19 protein-coding genes are annotated in these 23,409 nt (G+C 35.8%); 5 read left to right on the forward strand and 14 right to left on the reverse strand.

Annotated elements, in window-relative coordinates; translation table 11 throughout:
• Positions 1 to 50: 50 nt before the first annotated feature.
• Together A9178_RS05705 and mbcS are read right to left on the reverse strand one after the other, a co-directional pair.
• Positions 51 to 1,010: a dipeptidase gene (locus A9178_RS05705; protein WP_068673224.1), complete on the reverse strand. Its 960-nt coding sequence runs from the start codon at positions 1,008 to 1,010 to the stop codon at positions 51 to 53.
• Between the two features lie 156 nt (positions 1,011 to 1,166).
• Entirely contained in the window at positions 1,167 to 2,738 is a 1,572-nt protein-coding gene (gene mbcS, locus A9178_RS05710) for an acyl-CoA synthetase MbcS (RefSeq protein ID WP_068673226.1), read from the reverse strand.
• Between the two features lie 165 nt (positions 2,739 to 2,903).
• Between mbcS and A9178_RS05715 the strand changes: the two genes are divergently transcribed.
• A complete protein-coding gene (locus tag A9178_RS05715; protein WP_068673227.1) occupies positions 2,904 to 4,325 on the forward strand; it encodes an FMN-binding glutamate synthase family protein in 1,422 nt (473 codons plus the stop codon).
• Positions 4,326 to 4,504: 179 nt separating this feature from the next.
• The gene (locus A9178_RS05720) at positions 4,505 to 6,217 is read left to right on the forward strand and encodes a putative bifunctional diguanylate cyclase/phosphodiesterase (protein WP_068673229.1); all 1,713 of its coding nucleotides are present in this window, start codon (positions 4,505 to 4,507) and stop codon (positions 6,215 to 6,217) included.
• A gap of 132 nt (positions 6,218 to 6,349) precedes the next feature.
• Here A9178_RS05720 and A9178_RS05725 read toward each other — a convergent pair whose 3' ends face one another.
• The 4 genes from A9178_RS05725 to A9178_RS05740 all read right to left on the reverse strand — a co-directional run bounded on the left by A9178_RS05725 (position 6,350) and on the right by A9178_RS05740 (position 11,644).
• Positions 6,350 to 7,741, reverse strand: coding sequence for an amidase (locus tag A9178_RS05725; protein ID WP_068673231.1), 1,392 nt, complete (start codon positions 7,739 to 7,741; stop codon positions 6,350 to 6,352).
• Positions 7,738 to 7,926 (reverse strand): hypothetical protein, encoded by a 189-nt coding sequence (locus tag A9178_RS05730; protein WP_068673233.1) that lies wholly within the window; start codon positions 7,924 to 7,926, stop codon positions 7,738 to 7,740. Before A9178_RS05730 ends, A9178_RS05725 begins: the two co-directional genes overlap by 4 nt.
• Before the next feature lie 79 nt (positions 7,927 to 8,005).
• The gene (locus A9178_RS05735; protein ID WP_047184833.1) at positions 8,006 to 10,063 is read right to left on the reverse strand and encodes a catalase; all 2,058 of its coding nucleotides are present in this window, start codon (positions 10,061 to 10,063) and stop codon (positions 8,006 to 8,008) included.
• A gap of 171 nt (positions 10,064 to 10,234) precedes the next feature.
• Complete coding sequence (locus tag A9178_RS05740; RefSeq protein WP_068673235.1) at positions 10,235 to 11,644, reverse strand: SpoVR family protein; 1,410 nt, start codon at positions 11,642 to 11,644, stop codon at positions 10,235 to 10,237.
• A 174-nt stretch (positions 11,645 to 11,818) separates the two neighbouring features.
• Between A9178_RS05740 and ymzB the strand changes: the two genes are divergently transcribed.
• Positions 11,819 to 12,169, forward strand: coding sequence for a protein YmzB (ymzB, locus tag A9178_RS05745; RefSeq protein ID WP_068673237.1), 351 nt, complete (start codon positions 11,819 to 11,821; stop codon positions 12,167 to 12,169).
• A 70-nt stretch (positions 12,170 to 12,239) separates the two neighbouring features.
• On the opposite strand, the gene yhbH is transcribed toward ymzB, so the two are convergent.
• The 4 genes from yhbH to A9178_RS05765 all read right to left on the reverse strand — a co-directional run bounded on the left by yhbH (position 12,240) and on the right by A9178_RS05765 (position 17,341).
• Positions 12,240 to 13,409, reverse strand: coding sequence for a sporulation protein YhbH (yhbH, locus tag A9178_RS05750; RefSeq protein WP_068673238.1), 1,170 nt, complete (start codon positions 13,407 to 13,409; stop codon positions 12,240 to 12,242).
• A gap of 534 nt (positions 13,410 to 13,943) precedes the next feature.
• Positions 13,944 to 15,839 carry a PrkA family serine protein kinase gene (locus A9178_RS05755; protein ID WP_068673240.1) on the reverse strand — a complete coding sequence of 632 codons (1,896 nt, stop codon included), beginning with the start codon at positions 15,837 to 15,839 and terminating at the stop codon, positions 13,944 to 13,946.
• Positions 15,840 to 16,017: 178 nt separating this feature from the next.
• Entirely contained in the window at positions 16,018 to 16,320 is a 303-nt protein-coding gene (locus tag A9178_RS05760) for a heme biosynthesis protein HemY (protein WP_068673242.1), read from the reverse strand.
• Positions 16,321 to 16,516: 196 nt separating this feature from the next.
• Complete coding sequence (locus A9178_RS05765; RefSeq protein ID WP_068673620.1) at positions 16,517 to 17,341, reverse strand: aldo/keto reductase; 825 nt, start codon at positions 17,339 to 17,341, stop codon at positions 16,517 to 16,519.
• Positions 17,342 to 17,594: 253 nt separating this feature from the next.
• On the opposite strand from A9178_RS05765, the gene A9178_RS05770 reads away from it, so the two are divergent.
• Complete coding sequence (locus A9178_RS05770; protein ID WP_068673244.1) at positions 17,595 to 18,185, forward strand: TetR/AcrR family transcriptional regulator; 591 nt, start codon at positions 17,595 to 17,597, stop codon at positions 18,183 to 18,185.
• Positions 18,186 to 18,221: 36 nt separating this feature from the next.
• The gene (locus tag A9178_RS18575) at positions 18,222 to 18,392 is read left to right on the forward strand and encodes an anti-repressor SinI family protein (RefSeq protein ID WP_082918102.1); all 171 of its coding nucleotides are present in this window, start codon (positions 18,222 to 18,224) and stop codon (positions 18,390 to 18,392) included.
• A 127-nt stretch (positions 18,393 to 18,519) separates the two neighbouring features.
• Here the strand turns inward: A9178_RS18575 and A9178_RS05775 are convergent, their stop codons facing one another.
• The 4 genes from A9178_RS05775 to A9178_RS05790 form a co-directional block, all read right to left on the reverse strand.
• Positions 18,520 to 19,398 carry a 3-hydroxyacyl-CoA dehydrogenase family protein gene (locus tag A9178_RS05775; RefSeq protein ID WP_068673246.1) on the reverse strand — a complete coding sequence of 293 codons (879 nt, stop codon included), beginning with the start codon at positions 19,396 to 19,398 and terminating at the stop codon, positions 18,520 to 18,522.
• A 157-nt stretch (positions 19,399 to 19,555) separates the two neighbouring features.
• Positions 19,556 to 21,145 carry a long-chain-fatty-acid--CoA ligase gene (locus A9178_RS05780; protein WP_068673248.1) on the reverse strand — a complete coding sequence of 530 codons (1,590 nt, stop codon included), beginning with the start codon at positions 21,143 to 21,145 and terminating at the stop codon, positions 19,556 to 19,558.
• Between the two features lie 20 nt (positions 21,146 to 21,165).
• Positions 21,166 to 21,945, reverse strand: coding sequence for an enoyl-CoA hydratase/isomerase family protein (locus A9178_RS05785; protein ID WP_068673250.1), 780 nt, complete (start codon positions 21,943 to 21,945; stop codon positions 21,166 to 21,168).
• A 200-nt stretch (positions 21,946 to 22,145) separates the two neighbouring features.
• Positions 22,146 to 23,291: an acyl-CoA dehydrogenase family protein gene (locus A9178_RS05790; protein WP_068673252.1), complete on the reverse strand. Its 1,146-nt coding sequence runs from the start codon at positions 23,289 to 23,291 to the stop codon at positions 22,146 to 22,148.
• Between the last annotated feature and the right edge of the window lie 118 nt (positions 23,292 to 23,409).

Genomic DNA, 23,409 nt, shown 5'->3' on the forward strand with positions numbered 1-23,409 from the left:
CCACACCTAATTTATCGTTCTAGACATAATATGACTCAAAGATAGATTGTCTATTCAGAATCACTTGGCCGATGATTCAGAAAGTTTTTATATGCAAATCCACGTACTTCTTCATCAGAATAATATTTTAATAACTCATTGATAAAGTTTTGATATTTAGATGAATTTTCTAAACCATTTACAAAAGTTGTAATTCCATCAAAATCAGAACCGAATCCAATTTGTTTCACTCCGCCTAGTGAACAGAAATAATCAATATGTTTAATCAAGTCAGTCATGGTGGCCGCTTCTTTATCTTTATTAATAAAAGGTGGATTAAAGACAACATGGATTAGTCCATTTTTCTGAAACATTCCTATAATCTGGTCATCATCTAAATTTCTCGGATGATCACAAATTGCCTTGGCATTGGAATGGGTTGCTACTGGATAATCTGCAATCTCTAAAATATCCCAAAAAGCTTGAACAGATGCATGGGATACATCACTTAATACGTGATTTTCATTATTTAACCTAATGATTTCTTCTCCTAGAAGCGTTAATCCTGCTCCACGAGGCTCCAAAATCCCATCCGCACAATAATTAGCATAATTCCACGTCAATCCAACACTCTTAATTCCCAATCTGTATAGTTGTCTTAACTTCATAAGATCGTTACCAATCGCGTCTACCCCTTCCAATGCTAATACCGCACCAATTTCCCCTTCTTTTAGTAAATCTAAATCATTCCAACTTTTTATATGCTTCATTCTTGGATTTTTTCCTAGAACATCGGTATAAAAAATATCGACCTGTTCCAATGCATGCTGCCATTTTTCATCAGAAGGAACATCCGGGTCGATAAATATCGCAAAAAATTGAACCGCAACATTCCCTTGGATTAATCGGTTTATGTTTGTTTCAATTTTATCTGACGTTCTATAGTCAAACGGACCATTAAAATCAAACTGTCTTCTTTTACCTAGTTGTAATTTCATTAATGCATCACAATGGGTATCTATAATTTTCAAGTAAAACGCCCCTTTTCCCTTCGTTTATCCAATCTTTATCCTTTCCTATTCACTATTATTATATATTGAATCGAAACATGTAATGACCGAAGAAGAAAAAATAAGTAATAGCCCCACTAATAGTGAGGCTATTACTTACAAACCATCTTATTTATTTTAGTTTTTCTCACGCTGTCTTAATTCTACACGCCTAATTTTACCCGAGGATGTTTTAGGTAATTCATCCACAAATTCAATTTTACGTGGATATTTATATGGAGCTGTTAAAGCTTTTGTATGCTTCTGTAATTCATTCACAAGATTTGGATTCGTATGATCTACTCCATCTTGTAACACAATATAAGCTTTTACTACATTTCCCCTTATTTCATCTGGACTTGCAATTACTGCACATTCTTTTACTACTTCATGTTTTACTAATGCGTCTTCCACTTCAAATGGTCCGATTGTATAACCAGAGCTAACGATTATATCGTCATTTCTACCTTCAAACCAAAAATAGCCTTCTTCATCCATTTTAGCTTGATCCCCAGTGGTATAAAAGTTACCTCGACACGCCTTTTTGAAGCGTTCTTCATCTTTATAATAACCTTTAAATAATGCTGGTGTGTCTAATGGAAGTGCAATGTCCCCTACTTTACCGGCAGGAACTGGATTACCATCTTCGTCAATTAGTTGAACATTATTACCAGGTGTTGGCTTACCCATTGATCCAGGTTTTACTTTCATTCCCTTTAGGAATCCGAGAAGTAACGTATTTTCCGTTTGACCATATCCATCTCTAACCGTCACGTTAAAATACTTTTCAAACTGATCAATCACTTCACGGTTCAATGGTTCTCCAGCAGAAACCGCACTATGCAAGGAGGCCAATTGGTAATCCTGTAAATTATCCAACTTAGCCATTAAACGGTATTCTGTAGGTGTACAGCAAAAAACGTTTATCTCATTTTTTTCAAGTAAATCTAAATATTTTTTTGGTTCGAATTTTCCGTTATAAACAAATCCTGTTGCCCCTGTTCCTAAGACAGATAACAATGGACTCCAAACCCATTTTTGCCAGCCAGGTGCTGCTGTAGCCCAGACGGTATCCCCTTCTTGGATTGCTAACCAGTGTCGCGGTGCTGTTTGCATATGAGCATATCCCCATGCATGTGTATGCATAACTGCCTTTGGATTACCAGTTGTTCCAGAAGTATAAGGCAAAAAAGCTAAGTCTTCGTTGGTAGTAGTAACTATTTCTAATTCATCCGATGCAGTTTCTTGTAAATCAATAAGATCAAACCAATCTTCAACAGAATCCCCGTGTGTAAATTTAATAAGTTGATTATATTCATCTATATTATAAAATTGTGAAACACAGGAATTACTACACACCACACCTTTTACTTCTCCATGAGTGATGCGGTATTGTAGGTCTTTTGTTCGTAACATTTCTGAACAAGGAATAATAATGATACCCGTTTTCAACGCAGCAATATAAACCTCATATGTTTCAATAATACGAGGCATCATGACTAATATCTTATCCCCTTTTTTAAAACCATGTTCTAATAATATATTTCCAATTTTATTCGCATTTTTAACTAAATTTTCATATGTAATTTCTTTTCGGTTACCTTTATCGTCTTCCCAAATAATAGCCTTTCTATTTGGCTCTTTTGTATATTTTTCAAATTCCATTACAATATTATAATTTTCAGGTGCTATTAAATTTACTTGAGACATGCACGATCCTCCTATAATTTAGCACTAGATGCTAATTCCTAACTATTATATCAGACGATAAGCTCTTAAGAAAGCAAGAAAACTTAATAAGACCAGAACTAACATATTTATCCTTAATCTTGAAATACTAAAAGAAAAAGGAATTACTATATAGGAGACGTGTAAATGCCGGATTTTTTAAATTATACCGTTTTTGTAATGATTTTCATTTTATTTGCATTTTTTATCTTTATACTTTTCGGTTGGCGTTGGATCATGAAAAAAATTACCAAATCAGTAGCAAAAATAGTTTTATCGGATAGTTATCAAGAAAACATTATTGAATTAATGCCTGGTCTTAGACATATGGGAATTCAGAATATGATAGAAAATAGCTTAAGATCTGAATCAGGTGATGTACTTCATCGACCACTCGGTTCATCTAAAAAATGGCCACATCTGGATTCTATTACCTTTATCCCAACACAAATCCTTCCGCCCCTTATTGATGGAGAGGAAGATGTTGATGTAGCAACTACTATTGGACCAAGAGCAAAAAAACCGTTAAAAATCCAAATACCACTTATGATAAGTGGTATGGCTTATGGTATCGCGCTTAGTGAACAAGTGAGACTAGCTTTAGCTGAGGCCGCAAAAACAACAGGCACTGCAATTAATTCAGGTGAGGGAGGAATAATGCAGGAGGAATTAGACACTGCCGGAAAATATATTTTACAATTTGCTAAAACGGAATGGTCTAAGGAAACGAAGAAAATAAAACGTGCGGATATGATTGAAATCAAATTTGGCCAGGGTGCGCTTTTTGGAGTAGGAGCCAAAATATCTCCCGAAAATTTAACAGGAAATGCTCGTCAAGTAATGGGGCTTAAAGAAGATGAAGATGCTGTTATTTTTGATAACTTCTTTGAAAATCAAACTTTGAAAGATTTAAAAGATTTAATAGATGAACTCCGGAAAATCACTGGTGGTGTTCCAATCGGTGCGAAAATTGGTGCAGGTGGCAAGATTGAACAAGATATTGATTATCTATTAGAAATAGGTGTGGATTATATCGCAATTGATGGTGGCCAAGCGGCAACTCTTGGGGCACCACCCATTTTAACTGATGATATGGGTATCCCTTCATTACATGCGATAATCCGTGCTGTGAACCATTTGGAAGAAAGAAAGAAGAGAGACCAAATTAGTTTAATTGTTTCTGGAGGAATGCTAATACCGGGACATTTTTTAAAAATGCTCGCACTTGGTGCAGATGCTATTTATGTAGGTTCGGCGATGTTGTTTGCAGTGGCACATGGCCAATCGTTAAATGCGCTTCCTTTTGAACCACCAACTCAGGCGGTATGGAATCAGGGGAAGTTTAAAGACCAATTTAAGGCAGAGGAAGGAGCAAAAACAGCGGAAAGTTTTTTAACTTCTAGTATTGAAGAAATGAAAATGGCGTTAAGAGCAATGGGAAAGCGTTCTTTAAACGAATTAACCAAGAAGGATTTAGTATCCTATGACGAACATGTAGCCAAAATGGTTGGAATACCTTATTCATTTAAAGCTTGGGAAGAAGAACAACAACAGATTGAGAAAGGATAGATGAAGTTGTGTCTATCCTTTCTTTGATTATTATTAATCCACTTTGTGCATTATCTTTTTCTTTCTCTTTCGAAAAAAGATAGAAAATATTCTCAATTTGTAGGGGAATTGTCAAACTATGATTGTTTTTTTAAGCTATAATTAAAATGTATACCTTTCCACATTTAGGGGGTGAAACAATGAACCATAAGATAGAGCTAGAAAAAGCGTTACGAAAGCTAAAAGATATAGAATTAGCTTTGAATGAATCATCCATTGTTGCCATTACCGATAACAGAGGGATCATTCAATTTGCAAATGATAAATTTTGTAATATGTCAAAATACAGTAGAAATGAATTAATAGGAAGTCGACAAAATATCGTTAACTCAGGACATCATAGCCAAGATTTCTTCAAAGAAATGTGGAGAACAATTGGTAGGGGAAAGGTATGGAAAGGCGAAATAAAGAATAAAGCAAAAGACGGAACTTATTATTGGGTAGATACTACCATTGTCCCTTTCTTAAAAGAAAATGGAAGGCCTTATCAATATATTTCTATTCGACATGACATTACGAAGCGAATAGAATATGAAGAAACGATTAAACAAATGGCATACTATGACCCTTTGACTTTATTACCTAATCGAAATTTATTAAACGAATGGTTAAATGAGTACGTAAATAAAGAAGGTAAACTTGCTGTTCTATTTCTTGATATCGATCGTTTTAAATCAATCAATGACAATTATGGTCACAGAACAGGAGATATGATTCTAAAAGAACTTGCCAAAAGATTGCAAACCTGTATTCGCACATCCGATCTCATTGTACGACAAGGAGGAGATGAATTTGTCATCTTCCTTACAGATGTAGATAATAAAGATGATATTTTAAAAGTAGTACAGAGAATTAAGAAGCAATTTAACGTACCATTTACCGTAAATGGAAATAAGATCATTGCTACTACTAGTATTGGGATTAGCCTAGAAAAAATGAGCCAATATGAAAGTGATTACTTAGATTTAGTAGAGGAAATGATTAGACAAGCCGACACAGCAATGTACCACGCCAAACAAAATGGAGGTAATTCGCACTGCTTTATTTCAGATGACCAAAATGACGAATTGAGACGTTATTATCAATTAGAACAAGAAATAAAGCACGCACTAGAAGAGGACGAATTTTCTATTGTCTATCAACCACTTATCAATCTCAGAAATGATAAAATAACTGGTGTCGAAGCATTGCTTAGATGGAATAATGAAAAACTAGGTTCGGTATCACCAGGTGAATTCATTCCTTTACTAGAAGAATTAGGACTCATTATTCCAGTGGGAAACTGGGTTTTACAATCTGTTTGTGATCAAATGGTTTCTTGGCATAAAAAGGGGTTCTCGATTGATAGAGTAGCCGTAAACGTTTCGCCAATCCAATTTGTAAATCAAAGTTTTGTACATGATGTTAAGGAAATTATAAGGGAAACCAAAATGGACCCTGTATGGTTAGAGTTGGAAATAACGGAAGGGACAATCCTCAACATAGATAAAGTGGAGAAAACACTCAAAGAATTAAGAGATTTGGGAGTCCATATATCTATCGATGACTTCGGAACTGGGTATTCCTCCTTAAATTATTTAAAACGTTTACCAATAAATACGTTGAAAATTGATCAATCATTTATACGGGACTTAGACGTGAATGATGAAGTCATTGTCAATACCATTATAACAATGGCAAAAAACTTGCAATTTAATATAATTGCTGAGGGGATTGAAACAGATTACCAACTTTCCTATCTTAAAGATCAAGATTGTCACGAAGGTCAAGGGTATTACTTTAGCAAACCAATTGACGCACGTGAGCTTGAACAAGCTTACAAATGTACAAGTCTTAAACCAAATGCTATTTAGAAAATAGAACAGCAATAATTTTACTAGGCATTCGCTTTTAGGGTCAGCGAATGCCTTTTATGCAAGAATGTTTGGACGGTAAAACGCTTGACTTCGAGGAGGAAGTTTTCATACACCCCTACCGATTATGATTCAATCCGCTATTCGAAAACGAAACGGATTAATCCTTTCCCATGCATATCCAACCTGAAGTATTTGTTTTTCAGAAAGGTGATTTCCAATGAATTGCATGCCAACTGGAAGTCCTTTTTGGTCAAATCCCATTGGCACTGCTAGGCTTGGTAGCCCCGTTAAATTGACAGGAACAGTAAATGGTAAACAGCGTCTAATAACTTCCAAATTTTGGTCGACCCAATTCTGCGCGAACGCTGGGGTTGTGATAGGTATTGTCGGACCGAGGAGGATATCGATATCCTTAAAGGTATTATGAAATGCTTCCACCATCTTCCTCCGGGCTTGTTGGGCTTTGACGTATTGTGGTGTATTTGTTAACGTACCAGATAGAAGGAAAATTCGATTATCTGCTCCGTAATCCTCTACATGAGTCTGTAGCCACTCATAATGAAAAGTAGAAGCTTCTCCCGATACAGTCACATAACCAGAAAATGTTGCCATCGATAATTCAGGAATTTCTATTTCTCTTAATTCAGCTCCTAACCCTTTTAGTGTTGTTATAGCATTTTTAAAAAGCTTTTCTACATCTGATTCTAATCCTTCAAGATAGTACTTAGGAATACCAATTTTTACTCCTCTCATCCCTTTATTTAAGTCTTCGGTGTAATTAGGAATAGGTACATGAATGCTTGCTGGATCATCTGCATCAAACCCTGCCATAACATCAAGCATTAACGCCAAATCTGAAACCGATCGTGCCATCGGACCAGCATGATCCAATGACCAAGCTGAAGGAATTACCCCATAGGTACTAACAAGCCCATAGGTTGGCTTTAACCCATAAATACCACACATAGCAGCTGGTAAGCGAATAGATCCAAATGTATCTGTTCCAGTTACAAGTGTTGCTAGCCCAGCTGCTAAGGCAGCACTGCTACCACCACTTGAACCACCTGGCATATATTGAATGTTCCATGGATTTCGTGTAGTGCCAAAGGTTTGATTAGTACCGGTGGATCCGAGGGCTAACTCATGCATATTTAGCTTTCCTAACATAATCCCACCTGCAGCTAACAATTTTTCTACCGTTGTTGCAGTTTTGTCAGGTATGAAATCAACAAAAAGCTTTGAACCAGCTGTCGTGCGTATGCCTTTTGTATCGAAATTATCCTTGATACCGATTGGAATTCCGTGAAGAGGTCCTTTATATCGCCCATACATAATTTCAGTTTCAGCTTTACCAGCTTGTTTAAGGGCTAATTCATGAAGAGGGGTAATATACGAATGGATGGTTGGATCAATTGTATCTATACGGTTTAATATATGTTTTGTCAATTCTACTGGGGATAATTGCTTAGCTTTAATTAAAGGAGCAAGGTCACTAGCAGTAAAAAAACCTAGATCTGTCATAGCAACAGCCTCTTATCAACAACCGTAATTGGTACTTTTTGATTTAGATTAGGGGAGATTTTTTTTAGATTTCTCTCAGCATAATTGATTGTAAGAAGGGTGTTTTGAATATGCAAAATGTCAGCATCGTAGATAGGTAAACCTTGTTGATATAAGCTTTGCTTTATAAAATTTGTATCATTCATTTAACTTACCTCCCATTTAGGTTTATATGAAATTACAGGGAAATAACTATAGTTATCTCCCTGTAAATAATAAACAGTATTATGTTCTATTCCAGAAGCGTTGTTGGGCAATTGCAGAGACAAAATCCTGCTCAAAGTTTGGATTATTTGCAGCAAAAACAACACCTGCTAAATTATTTTCTTTTGATGTCTGAATATAAGACTGTCCGGTCGAAGCAACACCAATCGGTTTATAGTGCTTATAGGCATTACTTACAAAATCCATGATGTCCTGCAGGAACTTTGCTTCATTTTTAGCACTTCCGCCAACGACATAAAGCGAGTCAAATAGGTAAGGACTAGTTGTCAGGAATGTCTTATTAACTTTGATTGTTGTGCCATCGTTTCCTGTGACCTTACCGAGCGTTTCACTTATAATATCTATAAAGACCCCATTTTGTTGCAAATAGTTAAGTACATTTGTTACTTCTTTACCATTAAAACCATTACCAATTAGTACACCTACTTTTTGCGTATATGCATAACTAGGTGTATTGTACTGGCTAAGAGAAGCATAACTTGTAGAAACAGGTACATTGGATCCACTTGGGCGCTCTACACCAATATTATCAGCAACGATGCACGCCATTTCCTTATCAACATTGACTAATAAATTGACATTTTGTTGGCGGACAGATTCACTTTCAACTTTTCCGAGTTGATAGCTAAACGCTTGGATAGTATGCTGTTTTTCAATAGGTTTCATACTATTCCAGAATATCCTCGGTTGCGAAAAGTAATCGTTGAATGATTCGCTACGCCCACGTATAACGTGTCCTTCCACTTTTTTTGGATAATGCTCATAACCGCCTTTTTCCGGTGGTGTTGTGTATGGTGTGTTATTGGCTAGCGAGTTTTTATGATAGTCTACCTGATCAACATCAATTCGATATCTCATAGGGCCTCGTCGTTGATTATTATGAAACGGACAAATTGGCTTATTAATCGGTAATTCCTGATGATTGACTCCAATTCTGTGGTATTGTGCACTTTGATAAGCAATTAGCCTTCCCTGTAGGACAGGATCATTGGAAAAGTCAATTCCCGGTACAACATTTGCAGGGTTAAAAGCTACTTGCTCTGATTCTGTATGGTAATTATCAATGTTTCTATTTAATGTCATCTTCCCTATTATTTGAACAGGAACGAGCTCTTCTGGCCAAAACTTCGCAGGATCGAGAACATCAAAGTCGTATTTGAATTCGTCCTCTAGCGGAATCAGTTGAACACCTAATTCGTATTCAGGATAAGCACCTTTGTCAATCGCCTCTCGAAGGTCTCTACGATGGAAATCAGGATCTAACCCACCGATTTTTAGCGCCTCATCCTGAAGAAGAGAATGAACACCCAGGAGGGGTTTCCAAACAAATCTTACAAATGTCGCTACTCCTTGCTCGTTAACAAATAGGTACGTATTAATGGACCACGACTCCATCATTCGGTAACTTCGTACAATACCACGATCAGACATGATCCACTGCACCATATGAAGTGATTCTGGGTTATTGGCTACATAATCCCAAAACCTGTCGTGTGCACCAGTAGCTGTTGGTATATCATCATCCTGCTTAGCTTGGTATGCATGCATAGCATCTGGAAACTTCATTGGATCTTGATTAATTAATACAGGCATAGCGATCGTTGTTAAATCATAATTTCCTTCTTCTGTATAAAACTTAACACCCTGACAACGTAAATCTCTTGCCGTATCATAAGACCCTCTAGGCCCTTGTACGGTAGAAAAACGGATGGTTAAGGGAGTCTTTTTCCCAGGTTCTTGAAAAAGACATGCTTTTGTCACATGCTTCATTGACTGATAACATTCAAAATCCCCATAGGCACTGTAACCTCTTGCATGAACTACTCTTTCTGGTTCCTCTTCTTTTACAAAGTGCGTCATTTTCTCAAAATAGTGATAATCCTCATGTAATGTAGGACCGCGTACACCAGCTTTTAAGATTTCTTCATCGTTTGAAATTTTTCGCCCTTCGTTTGTTGTCATCGGCTTTCCTGTGTTTTGTACACGGTATTGATCTAACTGCTCTTGTTTAGCATCTTTATTCATAGGCTTTTGGTTTCTTGATGACTTATCATCCATATGTTCACCCATCCTTTAATTTACAATTTAAACTCCGCTTATATCATATGTTAGTAATCTCGTGAATATTCATCTAAGATGGCAACTGATTATTGTAGAGGTAGTGTTGACCTGAAACCGAAAAAGCTTGGTAAGGTATTTTTCATTTAACCTTACCAAGCTTTATTATTCTTACATACTCTTTCTCATCACCTTATTCCCATCATAAGAAAATAGTGCTTTTTTTCCTTCTAAAACAGTCTCCATATGGACTTTCCTTCCCCAAAGTTGATAAACGTAAGGAAGAACATTCTCTAAATAGTGAAGATCTAATTCTATTCCTTCATAGTTATGCATTAAATATAATTCACCATTTCGGTTATAATCACCATTTTCTACCGTTATATATGGGAATCCTCCATTCACACGCATAGACACTAGCTGATCACGAACTTGCTCGTAATCTTTTGTCGTAATGCGATAGTCTCTACCCTTCTTTTCAAACAAATACATATCTTCTTTTTGTGCCAAATCTTTTGTTAAGTAGTTACGAATAAACGATATATCTGATTCGATTTCACGAACCTCAAACATCTTTTCCCTACCACTACCAGCCCTATAACCTAATTTCTTCATTTCCGCTGTTGGATTATTATATCTTTCTTCAATGTCTTCAAAAATCTTTAATCCTAAATAATAAGGGTTAATTTGCGTTCTAGATGGTTGGACAACCCCCGCATTTAATTTTGAATACTCAATTGTTTCTTCCGTCGTTAAGTCTAACTCCCTTAAAATCCTTTGATGCCAAAAGGATGCCCAGCCTTCATTCATGATTTTTGTTTCAAGCTGTGGCCAAAAATACAGCATTTCCTCACGCATCATCGTTAGAATATCCCGTTGCCAATCTTCTAAATCACGACTATATTCTTGAATAAATAATAAGATATCTTTCTCCGGTTGTGGAGGGAACTTTCTTTCTTTCTTCCTTCCAACTAGTTTCTTTTCTTTCGGCTTTTCATCCAAACTCCACAAGTCATCATACGGAGATTGCTTCACTATTTTTTCTTCCTCTTCCTCGATTAATTCTAATTCCTCATAAGAAAGCCTAGAGGAAATAATGGAAGGATCAATATGTTCCTGAATGGATAATATCGCATCTAAAAATTTCTCAACTTCATCTTTGCCATATCTCATTTCGTACTCTGCAATACGTTCCGCTGTAGCTGTCATACTTTCTACCATATCTCTTCTTGTTTTAGAGAAGCGGATATTGTTTTTGAAAAAATCACAATGTGCTAAAACGTGGGCAATAATTAACTTGTTTTGAATAAGTGTATTCGTGTTGAGTAAAAAGGCATAACAAGGATCTGAGTTAATCACTAGCTCATAAATCTGACTAAGACCAAGATCATATTGAAGTTTCATTCTATGAAATTGTTTTCCAAAACTCCAGTGAGAAAACCTTGTAGGCATCCCATAAGCTCCAAATGTATAAATAATATCTGCAGGACATATTTCATAGCGCATCGGGAAAAAGTCAAGACCAAAATGCTCGGCTACTTCCGTAATCTCCTCTATCGCAAACTCCAGCTCCTTTGTCATCGACAAATAGAATCCCCTCCAAAATTGCTTTATATAGTTTATGAAATGAATCAGGAATAAATGAACCAATTCTTGTAAAAAATTAATGCTTGACTAATAATCAAATCTATTCTTCATTTCAAAGCTGTATGAATTCTTCCAAAACAGGAAACTTTATATACTGGAGGGATGAACATGAATCAGCATTTTCTTTCAATTGAGCAATTTAATGATTTAATCAGACAATGGAATGGTAAACAAATTAAAATAGTAAAACATGAATTAGATGATTTCGATGAGACACTAATGGATTTAAGTGCCATTTCCTATTCTAAAAATGAAGGAACCATTGATGGCTATGAACCGGTCTATTCCTTAAATTTAAATGGAAGTGGTGTCATTGAAACAACAATGAATGATTACGAGTCACTCCCATCTGAATTATATGAAATTCCTCTAGAGGATTCAGCAATGTATGAATACGATGGTTCGCGTTTTATTGTGAGTACTTCAAGGGGTGTATATACGATAGAATCTATAGAATAATGATAAAATCGGCACATAAAGGCATTTCTACTAAAAAAGCAAAAAGTCCCCAATTTAAATGGGGACTCTATTATACAAGCTCTTCTTCTTTTTTAAAAAAGCTTTTCATTGCGTGATATACATCGCGTTTTTCTTTTAAAATATAGTGTCTAAACTTTGGATCTTCTATTGTGCGATATGCATTCATCAATGTGGAGTATCGATTATATCCATTTACTTCACCATAACCGAACATTTGGGATACCTCCATAATTTGACCAACTAAATCAATACATTTTGCATTGTCAGATGTAATATTTTCACCATCTGAGAAATGGAATGGATAAATATTATAACGTTTTGGATTATACTTCTCATTAATAAGTTCTATAGCTTTTTTATAAGCGGATGAGCAAATGGTCCCTCCACTTTCTCCTTTATTGAAGAAATCATCTTCGGATACCACTTTCGCTTCTGTATGATGAGCAATAAATTCAATTTCTACAGATTCATACTTTGTTCGTAAAAATCTTGTCATCCAGAAAAAGAAACTTCTAGCCATGTATTTCTCAAATGTCCCCATCGACGCACTCGTGTCCATCATCGCTAGGACAACCGCTTTGGATTCTGGCTTGACCACTTCATTCCATGTTTTAAATCTTAAATCATCATTATAGATTGGTGCAATCGATGCCTTTCCTTCTCTCGCATTTCGCTTAAGAGCTGTTAAGATTGTTCGTTTTTTGTCAATGTTACCCATAAGCCCTTTCTTACGAACATCATTGAACTCAATATCTTCCACAATAATTTCATCTTGTTCCTTTTGCTCTAAATTCGGTAATTCTAAATCTCTAAACAGAGCTTCCTCGACTTCTTCAATGGAAACTTCTGCCTCATAATAATCACTTCCAGGTTGATCGCCCGCTTTCTTTCCTTGACCGCTCCCTTGCGATTGATCTCCTCTACCCGGTTCCCTCGCAATGACATCGCCAACTTGGCTATCCCCATCGCCTTGGCCTACGTGTTTATTTTTATTATAGTTATAGCGAATTTTATATTCATCTAGAGAACGAATAGGTATTTTTACAACTTCACGACCATTGGACATAATAATGTTTTCCTCTGTCACTAAATCAGGTAGGTTATTTTTTATAGCATCTTTTACCTTTTCAATATGTCTTTGTTGATCTTGATAGCCTTTACGATGGAGAGTCCAGTTTTCCTGGGAGACAATATAATTCGTCTTACGTTTTTCCGACAATTTACGACCCTCTCCTTTTCCTTTGAATTTTCTTTTACAGATAGGAAAGTAAAAACTTTTATCCCTGGGGCTCCGATTACTTGCCCCATCGTTAAAAAGTGCAACTAAGGCATTCGCTAAAAGGCCTGGCTAAACCTTAGTTTTCAAATATTATCCATTAAAAAATCTTTTTAAAAGTAACTAGATTACTTTATTTATCATATGCAAAACTTGTTTAGTTATTGCTACTTTTACAAAAATATAGACAATACGTACAGGATTAGACCCTTTACATAAAATTCTTAGACCTTATAGTAAATCCACGTATAGATAAAAACACAGGACTAATGTACAATATTAGTCCTGTGTTTTAAAAGACAATAGATCATACAGTTTACACTTGATTTTTATCACGTCTTTACTGGCTGTAAGAACCCCACTTCAAAAGTACGAGTTAAATTAAAAGTATTAAATGGGAGGCAACAGCCAGTAGAGCCCTGATAAGTTCAACTAATCCGTGGGAGATGGAACAACACCCACTGAATAGGTTCCACTTTATCGGTTCAATAGACTTCCTACGTAACGTAATAATTCGTTTGCTGAAGTAGAGTTATAACCGTATTCGTCAATTAAACGGGCGATGACTTCGTTCACTTTCTTCAACTGTGACTCATCTGGTGTTTTCGATGATGTTGTAATTTTCACAACGTCTTTCAAATCAGCAAAGAGTTTCTTTTGAATCGCTTCACGCAGACGTTCATGAGAATTATAATCAAAACGTTTTCCTTTTCTTGCAAACGCCGACAACCGTATCAGGATTTCTTCGCGGAAAGCTTTCTTCGCATTCTCGGAAATACCAATTTGTTCTTCAATAGAACGCATTAGTTTTTCATCCGGATTCATTTCTTCGCCAGTCAATGGATCTCTCAGTTTATTATGGTTGCAATATGCTTCCACGTTATCTAGATAATTATCCATTAACGTTTTAGCAGATTCTTCGTACGAATATACAAATGCTTTTTGAACTTCTTTCTTCGCGATTTCGTCATATTCTTTTCTAGCAATTGCAATGTAATTCATATATTGTTCTTTATCCTCTTTCGAAATCGACGCATGAGCATCCAATCCATCTTTTAATGAACGTAAAACATCTAATGCGTTAATAGACGGCACTTCTTTTCGAATGATGGTAGATGAAATTCGGTTGATGACATATCTTGGATCGATTCCATCCATACCTTCATCCGAATATTCTTTTCTTAGTTCCTCTACATCGATATCGTTATACCCTTCCACACTTTCTCCATTGTATAATCGTAATTTCTTGAGTAAATCCACACCTTGTTTCTTCGAGTCTTTTAATCTAGTGAGAACAGAGAATATCGCTGCTACCCTTAAGGCATGTGGAGCAACATGCACATGGGACATATCACTCGTTTTAATCATTTTCTCATAGATTTTCTCTTCTTCATCCACCCGAAGATTATATGGTATTGGCATCACAATAATCCTCGAATGTAATGCCTCATTTTTCTTATTCGAGATAAATGATCGATATTCCGCTTCGTTTGTGTGCGCTATAATAAGTTCATCTGCACTAATAAGGGCGAATCTACCAGCTTTAAAATTCCCTTCTTGTGTTAAAGATAGTAAATGCCAGAGGAACTTTTCATCAGATTTCAAGATTTCTTGGAATTCCATCATCCCACGGTTCGCCTTATTTAGTTCCCCATCGAAACGATACGCTCTTGGATCTGACTCAGAACCATATTCCGCAATTGTTGAGAAGTCTATACTACCAGTTAAGTCCGCAATATCTTGAGATTTCGGATCAGATGGACTGAATGTTCCAATCCCAACCCGCTTATCTTCTGAGAAGAAGATTCTTTCTACTACAACATCTTCAATCTTTCCTTCATATTCCTTATCCAACCGCATCGTATTAAGTGGAGATAGACTACCTTCAATTCGTATGCCATATTCTTCATAAAAGTCATCCCGTAAATGATGTGGTATTAAGTGCAGTGGATCTTCATGCATCGGGCAACCTTTAATCGCATACACCGCCCCAGCATCTGTACGAGAATATTCTTCCATTCCACGTTTTAACATACTAACGATGGTTGATTTCCCACCACTAACCGGACCCATCAATAGTAAGATCCGCTTTTTTACATCAAGTCGTTTGGCTGCAGGATGAAAATACTCCTCCACTAAGCTTTCAATAGCTTCTTCTAAACCATATATTTCTTTATTAAAAAATTTATATGTCTTTCTTCCATCTACCTCTTCTATTCCAGCATCCTTAATCATATTATAAACGCGGGAGTGGGCCGGCTGTGCAACTTCTGGCCGTTCCTTTAAAATTTCCAAGTATTCCGCAAAAGTACCTTCCCATTTCAAGCTTTCCTCTTTATTACGGTAATTTCTTACCTTACCTAGAATATCCATTTATACTCTCCCTCCATCATAATTGCGGTTTATAAAGTCTATGCACGTACATCTTGTATCATTCATTAAAAGTTCGAATACTGCATCGACTTCTACAAAAAGGAGGAAATTTCGTCAGGCTTATAAATAGGGATAAAAAAAGCCCCTGTCACCCATATAATGACAAGGAGCTTCCTGTTTAATGATGGTGATGTCCACCTTTTGATGGATTCGTAATAACAAACCCTTCATTATCCACATAGAAATATTGAATCCAAATTCCATCTAAAAACGCTTCACGAGTATCTAAGATAATATCAATATCTTTATCCGTCTTTACTACTTCATCATGTTCTCCTGGAGTATCATAGGAAATCCCATAATGGGCATGATCCCCATGCATGTGAGATATGTGGATACGAATCATTTTCCCTTGCGCTTCATCTGACTCTAACATTTTTTTAAATTCTTTTGCTGCATTTCTGTTTATTTTTACCTTCATCTATCTCTACTCCTATTCAATCCTTATTTTTTTCTGTCATTATTATCACACAAATAACTATTAAAAGTCATCTATAGAAACTTCAGCTTAGCACTTTATTAATCAGTCTAACCAATAAAGGTATTTTAATATCCATGATTGTGGTTAACAGAAAAATCCCGTAACCAATTCGTTACAGGATTCGTTCGTTTCCATATTATACAAAAGTGTCTGGATCCGGACCGCTTCGTTCGTTCATATTTAGACTATCAATTTCTTTTACTTCTTCCTCTGTTAAAGAAAAGTCAAAAATATCGGCGTTCTCTATAATTCTTTGTTCTTTCACTGATTTTGGAATCGTGACAACGTTATGTTGAATGTCCCAGCGCAGAATAATCTGTGCTGGAGTTTTACTATATTTTTCAGATAGCTTTTGTATGATAGGTTCATCTAAGACCCCTCCTCTTTTCAGCGGAGCCCAAGCTTCAAGTTGAATATTTTCTTTTTCACAAAACGCTTTTACTTCTTCTTGTGTTAGATGAGGATGACATTCCACTTGGTTAATAACCGGTTTTACCTTGCAGTCTTTCAATAGATTTTCTAAATGATGCACTTGAAAATTACTTACTCCGATAGCACGTACTTTCCCTTCTTCATAGATCGTTTCAAGGGCGCGGTATGTATCCTTAAATTTTCCTGTTACTGGCCAATGAACTAAATAAAGGTCTAGGTATTCAAGTCCCAGTTTTTCTAGGCTTTCATCAAAAGCTTTTAATGTATTTTCATAGCCCTGCTGATCATTCCAAACCTTAGACGTAACAAAAATCTCTTCTCTCGGGATACCAGCTTCCTTAATGGCTTGCCCTACACCTTCTTCATTATGATAATAAGATGCAGTATCAATTAATCTGTATCCATGTTTCAATGCAGCTTTCACCGATTGAACAACGCTTTGCCCTTCTTCCATTTTATATACTCCAAGACCAAATCCTGGCATTTTTACACCGTTATTTAGTGTCACCGTATCTTGTAAATTGGTAATCAAAGGAACTCCTCCTATTCTTAGTGTTCTGATTTCATTTTAGCACATTGTATTCTATAAATTATAATGACAGCCTAATTTATCAAAACCTTTTAAAAGTAAATTATATTTACATTTTACTTATCTAGAATTCGGATATAAAAATCGTAATAGAGTTAATTTTCCACCTTTTCCTAAAAATTAGGATTGACGAGTTATTATTTTTAAAATATAATACTCATGAGTAATATATTATTTCATGGAGCTGGAAGAAATGGGAAAAAGAGGGAGAAAAAAGGGTGCAAATGGAGAAAAGCGAAGGAGTCTTTTGCTTCATATTGCTGCAGAAGAGTTTTCCAAGAATGGATATCATGAAACAAAAATAAGTACGATTGTTCAAAGGGCTAACGTAACACAACCCTCCTTTTATCTGTACTTTCAAAGTAAAGAGGAAATTTTTAAGGAATTAGTTAATCTATTTCATCAAAAATTATTGACATTAGTACAGCAAAGTCTTCTGGAAAAGGGACTGGAAAAAAACTCACTTGAGGAAAAAATTACAGGGAGAATTACTACTATTTTTTCATTTTTTCAAGAACACCCCGATTTGACACAGATTGGTTTTTATATGGCTAATGAATCCAAAGAAATAAAAAGCCAAATAGCCAGCCAAATCGAACAGAACTTGCGAGAGGAACAAAAGAACGGTTACTTCCGAGCAGACATAGATATGCATACCGTGGCTGAAAGTTTAATTGGTATCATAGAGCGTCTTACCAAAACGAAATTACTAAATGGGGGAACTAAACCTGAAAAACTAGCAAATGAAATTGTTCGATTATTATTATATGGAATGATGAGCTAGTATAGATAATTTACAATTTTAACGGGGGAATAGGAAGTGAGAGATATTAAGGAGTTGGGGAGTAGGAAACTTGATGACGAATGGGTATATCTCATTTTACAAGCAAGAAAAATAGGATTAAAACCCGATGAAGTAAGAAAATTCCTTAGTAACGCTATAAACTCGAGAACAGCAAAGGATATTAGACATGGAAAAGCTGATTTTTAATAATAGTAAAAGAATTGGGGTGGTTCGCATTTCTTTAAAGAATAGAAATGGGTGACCGTCCCCGTTAATTATGAAATTGTTGGTCTTCTGCTATCGAACGAGCAACTTTTTAATCATTTCCTGTTGATCAGTTAAAAGCATGGACCGTTTCTCTCCTTGTTTCATACTCGTAAAAACCTTTTCCTGATTTCTTACCATAATGCCCTGCTTCTACCATTCTTTTTAACAATGGGCATGGACGATATTTAGAATCATCAAATCCGTCATACATGCTTTCCAATGTATTTAGTAGAACATCAATACCAACCATGTCTGCTAATTTTAAAGGTCCGATTGGATGATTCGCGCCTAACATCATTCCCCTATCAATTTCTTCTGGACTATTTCCTTCCATTACTAAAAATGCTGCTTCATTAATCATTGGTACTAAAACACGATTTACTGTAAATCCTGGATAATCATTTGCAACAATAACTTGTTTCCCAATTTGTTCTGCAAATAAATGAGAAAACTGGATTGTTTCTTCACTTGTGTTAATACCACGAACAATTTCTAGCAATCTCATAATTGGTACCGGACTGAAAAAATGAAGTCCTACCACTTTTTCAGGTCTAGTCGTAGCAGAGCTAATATCTGCAATTGATAAAGAAGATGTGTTACTAGCTAATATTGCATTGGGATTCATTAGTTGATCTAGTTTTTTAAATACTTCTCGTTTAATTTCTATTTTTTCAGGGACAGCTTCAATCACCAAGTCACTATCCTTACCCGCTTCCATATTCGTAGTGAAAGTAATATTACTTAAAATTACTTCTTGTTTCTCTTTGGCTTTTTTGGAGATTCCTTTTAAAATCTGCTTTTCTCCACGTTTTAAATCTGCCTCTGTTCGATCAGACGCAATCACTTTTATACCTGCTTGAGCAATAACTTGCGTAATGCCTGCTCCCATTAATCCACAACCAATGACTAACACTTGATTACAATGATTTGATAATAATGAAGACATCTCGTCCACCTCCTAAGTATAGTAAAACTTCACTCAGCAGCATCATTTCACTAAGTGAAGTGGCATTGCTTAATTTTCAACAATATTTTTATTACGACATCTACTCTATTTTATTTTGGGCGATATTATTCTTTATTTTTTAAAAAATTGTAAAATGTCAATTTACCTTTTTCGCACTCCCCCAATGCATTTCTCGTAAACGGAATTTCTGTAACTTACCAGTAGCCGTTTTCGGTAAACCTTCCACAAATTCTACAATTTTTGGAGCTTTAAAATGCGCCATGTTATCACGACAATATTCAATCATTTCTTGTTCAGTCACTTTCGCATCGGCTTGAAGTACAATAATTGCTTTAGGGACTTCTCCCCATTTTTCATTTGGAACAGCAATAACTGCCACTTCCAATACATCTGGGTGTTTATAAAGAACCCCTTCCACCTCTGTAGAAGAAATGTTTTCTCCACCTGAAATAATTAAATCCTTCGCACGATCACGAATTTCAATATATCCATCTGGATAAGTAACCGCTAAATCACCGGTATGAAACCAGCCATCTTTAATCGCTTCTTCGGTTTTAACTGGGTCTTTATAGTATCCTTTCATTACTACATTTCCACGGGTAACAATTTCACCTAATTCTTCACCGTCCCAATCTACCTCTTCACCGTCCGGACGGATTACCTTTGTTTCTCCATTAAAAGCGAGCTCAATCCCTTGTCTAGCCTTAATTGTAGCTTGATCATCCATAGATTTGGATTCAAACTCTTTCTTCCACTCACAATATAAAATAAATGGTGATGTTTCCGTTAGGCCGTAAACATGCATCATATTTAATCCTAAAATTTCTTGTGCCTTTTGAATTAGTGCCGATGCTGGAGGAGACCCTGCTGTAGCCATACGTGGATTTGTCTTGATATTTGCTTCTTTCGCTTTAGGTTCATTGACAAGCATATTAATTACAGTTGGGGCTCCACATAGTAAGCTAATTCCTTTTCGCTCGAATAAATTTAGAATTTTAGGAGGGTCAATTTTTCGTAAACATACATGGGTTGCGCCAGCTCCTGTAATAGCCCATACACCACCCCATCCATTTGCATGGAACATCGGTAATGTGTGTAAATAAACATCGTCATGTTCCACATTCAGATGATACATAAAGTCTGCTGCATTAATATAATTACTTCGATGGGTTTGCATGACGCCCTTAGGCCTTGAGGTAGTTCCACTCGTGTAGTTGATCGTAAGTAACTGATTTTCATCAATTTCTACTTCTGGAGGTGTAGTTGAAGATGCATGGTTGAGAAATGATTCATAGTCAATACAGTTTAGAGAAGAATTCTGTCCTTCTACAGGGACTAAAATGATTTGCTCTAAAGATAAATTGTCTATAATTTCTTCAATTGGTGCAGCGAATTCTTCATCGACTATTAACATTTTGGCATCACTATGATTAATAATATATTCCATATCAGATGCCGAAATTCGGTAGTTTAACGGAACCATCACCGCGCCCAATTGACTAATTCCATAGAAACTTTCAAGCATATAATGTGTATTTGGTAGCATTACTGCAACATGATCACCCTCTTGAATGCCAGATTCATGTAAAGCAACCGCTAATCGATCTGTACGCTCTCCAAATTCCCTATATGTAAACTCCTTGTCTTCATCAATGACAGCAATTTTATCTGGGTAATATTTAATCGCTCTTCGTTTCCAATCTAGTGGAGTTAGTGGTGTAATCATAATGAACAACCCCTTTTCTATTATTTACCTTTAAATTTCGGTTCACGTTTTTCTATAAAGGCTGATTGACCTTCTTTAAAATCTTCTGATTGGAATATAACAGCTTGACCATATGCTTCAAGTTCCAGCATATCTTCCAATCTTAAATATGGAGCTTGATGCATAATCCTTTTAGCCATTCCAAATGCCTTAGTTGGTCCTTTAGCTAAGCTTCTTGCCAACTCTCTACCCTTTTCGATGGCTTGACCTCCCTCTACTACCTCATTAATCAATCCATAGTCTTTTGCTTCATTGGCAGAAAGCTTTTTCCCAGTGAAAATTAATTCACTAGCAACATGCATTCCTACTTTTTGTGGTAGAAAATAGAGACCACCAAAATCAGGGATGACACCTACTTTAGAAAATAATTCAGAGAATATAGCATTTTGTTCAGCAATGACAATATCACAAGCAAAAGCCAAATTACATCCAGCACCTACTGCAGGTCCATGGACTGCACAAATAACAGGTTTTTCTATATTAAATAACCCCAATACTCCTTCATGCCCTACTTGAAGGAATTCTTTTACTTCAAGAGGATTTGAAACATCAATCCCAAAGTCTTTTAAATCCCCACCTGCACAGAAGCCCCTTCCATTTCCATATACTAAAACAGCTCGAACATCAGGATTATTTTTTGCTTCCGCAACCGCCTTAGCTAAACCTTTTGCGAGTTCTACATTTAATGCATTGATCTTTTCTGGACGGTTTAAAATAATTTCAAAGACCCCATCTTGAAAATCTGTCAATACTGCCTCCATCATAATCCTCCCTTACATTTATAGTCGTTCAACCAAGTTGAAATCGGTTACATACATTTAATTCTAGTATCAGAAAAAATAATTGTCAATAAAATTAAATGAATTCACATTAATCTAATTGGGGAACAAAAATTAGATGTACTATTATTTAATTTAAATAATGTTAGACGCTTGGTCTGGCACTCCCTTGTTTACACTTTTTATAATCCTATATTTTTAGATATAATCACTTTCATAATTTCATTTGTTCCTGCATAAATTGAATTAACCCCTACATCACGATATCTTCTAGCAATCTCGTATTCTTCCATATATCCATATCCACCATGGAGTTGCATACATTCGATTGCTACGTTCTGTGCTAAATCAGTTGTCCACCATTTCGCCATGGAAACCTCATTAACTACATCCTTACCTTTCATATGATCCTCAATTAATCGGTCAACAAATGTTCTTCCAATTGTAGCTTGCGTTTGCATTTCCGCTATTTTAAATTGAGTATTTTGGAACTTACTAATCCTTTTTCCGAATGCTTGACGTTCTTTTACATAACTAACGGTTATATCTATCATTCTTTGAACAGAGGCTAAACTTTGAATGGAACACATTAACCGTTCTTGCTGTAATTTTTCCATTAAATAATAAAACCCTTTACCTTCTTCTCCAAGTAGATTTTCCAGTGGAACACGGACATCTTCAAATATTAGTTCACTCGTATCATTTGAATGTTGCCCAACTTTATTTAATTTTTTACCCTTCTTAAAACCTGGAGTTCCTTCCTCAACCACAATTAAACTAATACCTTTATGCGGAGGATTTATATTCATGTCTGTTTTACATACAACAATAACTAGATCAGCAGAATATCCATTCGTAATAAACGTCTTTTCTCCATTAATAATATAACTATCCCCATCTTTAGCAGCAGTTGTTTGTACTGCAGCTAAGTCCGAACCTGTACCTGGCTCTGTCATCGCAATAGCACTAATCATATCCCCAGTAGTAGCCTTTGGTAACCAGCGCTCCTTCTGTTTCTCTGAGCCGAACGATTCAATATAAGGGATAACGATATCGTTATGAAGACCAATTCCACCTGTTCCGCTTGCCACCTTCTCAAACTCCTCAGATATTACAACAGCATATCCGAAGTCTGCTCCTAATCCACCATATTTCTCATCTACTCCAGGTGCTATAAAACCTTTCTCAGCAGCTTTTTTCCAGAAAGTTCTCGGCACTTGTTTTTCTTTTTCCCACTTTTCCAAATAAGGTATTGCTTCTTTTTCTAAGAACTTTCGTATAGAATTTCTAAAGATTTCATGTTCTTCCGTTAAATATGTTCTTTCCATATGAACTCCTCTTTCCCCATTTAATTATCTCCATTTAACTTTAGTAAAAGTATATGATTCATAGTTATAGATAAATCGTTATAATTAACTTTCTTAATGTTAAGTTAATTTTCTAAGA

It is taken from the genome of Oceanobacillus sp. Castelsardo (genome assembly GCF_001659985.1).
Taxonomy (GTDB): domain Bacteria; phylum Bacillota; class Bacilli; order Bacillales; family Amphibacillaceae; genus Oceanobacillus.

Excerpts from the sequence above, each read along its gene's own strand:
- A9178_RS05770 (WP_068673244.1), top strand. The coding sequence starts at position 17,595 with ATGGGAAAAAGAGGGAGAAAAAAGGGTGCAAATGGAGAAAAGCGAAGG.
- A9178_RS05780 (WP_068673248.1), bottom strand. The coding sequence starts at position 21,145 with ATGATTACACCACTAACTCCACTAGATTGGAAACGAAGAGCGATTAAA.
- A9178_RS05790 (WP_068673252.1), bottom strand. The coding sequence starts at position 23,291 with ATGGAAAGAACATATTTAACGGAAGAACATGAAATCTTTAGAAATTCT.
- A9178_RS05785 (WP_068673250.1), bottom strand. The coding sequence starts at position 21,945 with ATGGAGGCAGTATTGACAGATTTTCAAGATGGGGTCTTTGAAATTATT.
- ymzB (WP_068673237.1), top strand. The coding sequence starts at position 11,819 with ATGAATCAGCATTTTCTTTCAATTGAGCAATTTAATGATTTAATCAGA.
- mbcS (WP_068673226.1), bottom strand. The coding sequence starts at position 2,738 with ATGTCTCAAGTAAATTTAATAGCACCTGAAAATTATAATATTGTAATG.
- A9178_RS05725 (WP_068673231.1), bottom strand. The coding sequence starts at position 7,741 with ATGACAGATCTAGGTTTTTTTACTGCTAGTGACCTTGCTCCTTTAATT.
- A9178_RS05740 (WP_068673235.1), bottom strand. The coding sequence starts at position 11,644 with ATGACAAAGGAGCTGGAGTTTGCGATAGAGGAGATTACGGAAGTAGCC.
- A9178_RS05715 (WP_068673227.1), top strand. The coding sequence starts at position 2,904 with ATGCCGGATTTTTTAAATTATACCGTTTTTGTAATGATTTTCATTTTA.
- A9178_RS05760 (WP_068673242.1), bottom strand. The coding sequence starts at position 16,320 with ATGAAGGTAAAAATAAACAGAAATGCAGCAAAAGAATTTAAAAAAATG.
- A9178_RS05755 (WP_068673240.1), bottom strand. The coding sequence starts at position 15,839 with ATGGATATTCTAGGTAAGGTAAGAAATTACCGTAATAAAGAGGAAAGC.
- A9178_RS05730 (WP_068673233.1), bottom strand. The coding sequence starts at position 7,926 with ATGAATGATACAAATTTTATAAAGCAAAGCTTATATCAACAAGGTTTA.
- A9178_RS05735 (WP_047184833.1), bottom strand. The coding sequence starts at position 10,063 with ATGGATGATAAGTCATCAAGAAACCAAAAGCCTATGAATAAAGATGCT.
- A9178_RS05720 (WP_068673229.1), top strand. The coding sequence starts at position 4,505 with ATGAACCATAAGATAGAGCTAGAAAAAGCGTTACGAAAGCTAAAAGAT.
- A9178_RS05775 (WP_068673246.1), bottom strand. The coding sequence starts at position 19,398 with ATGTCTTCATTATTATCAAATCATTGTAATCAAGTGTTAGTCATTGGT.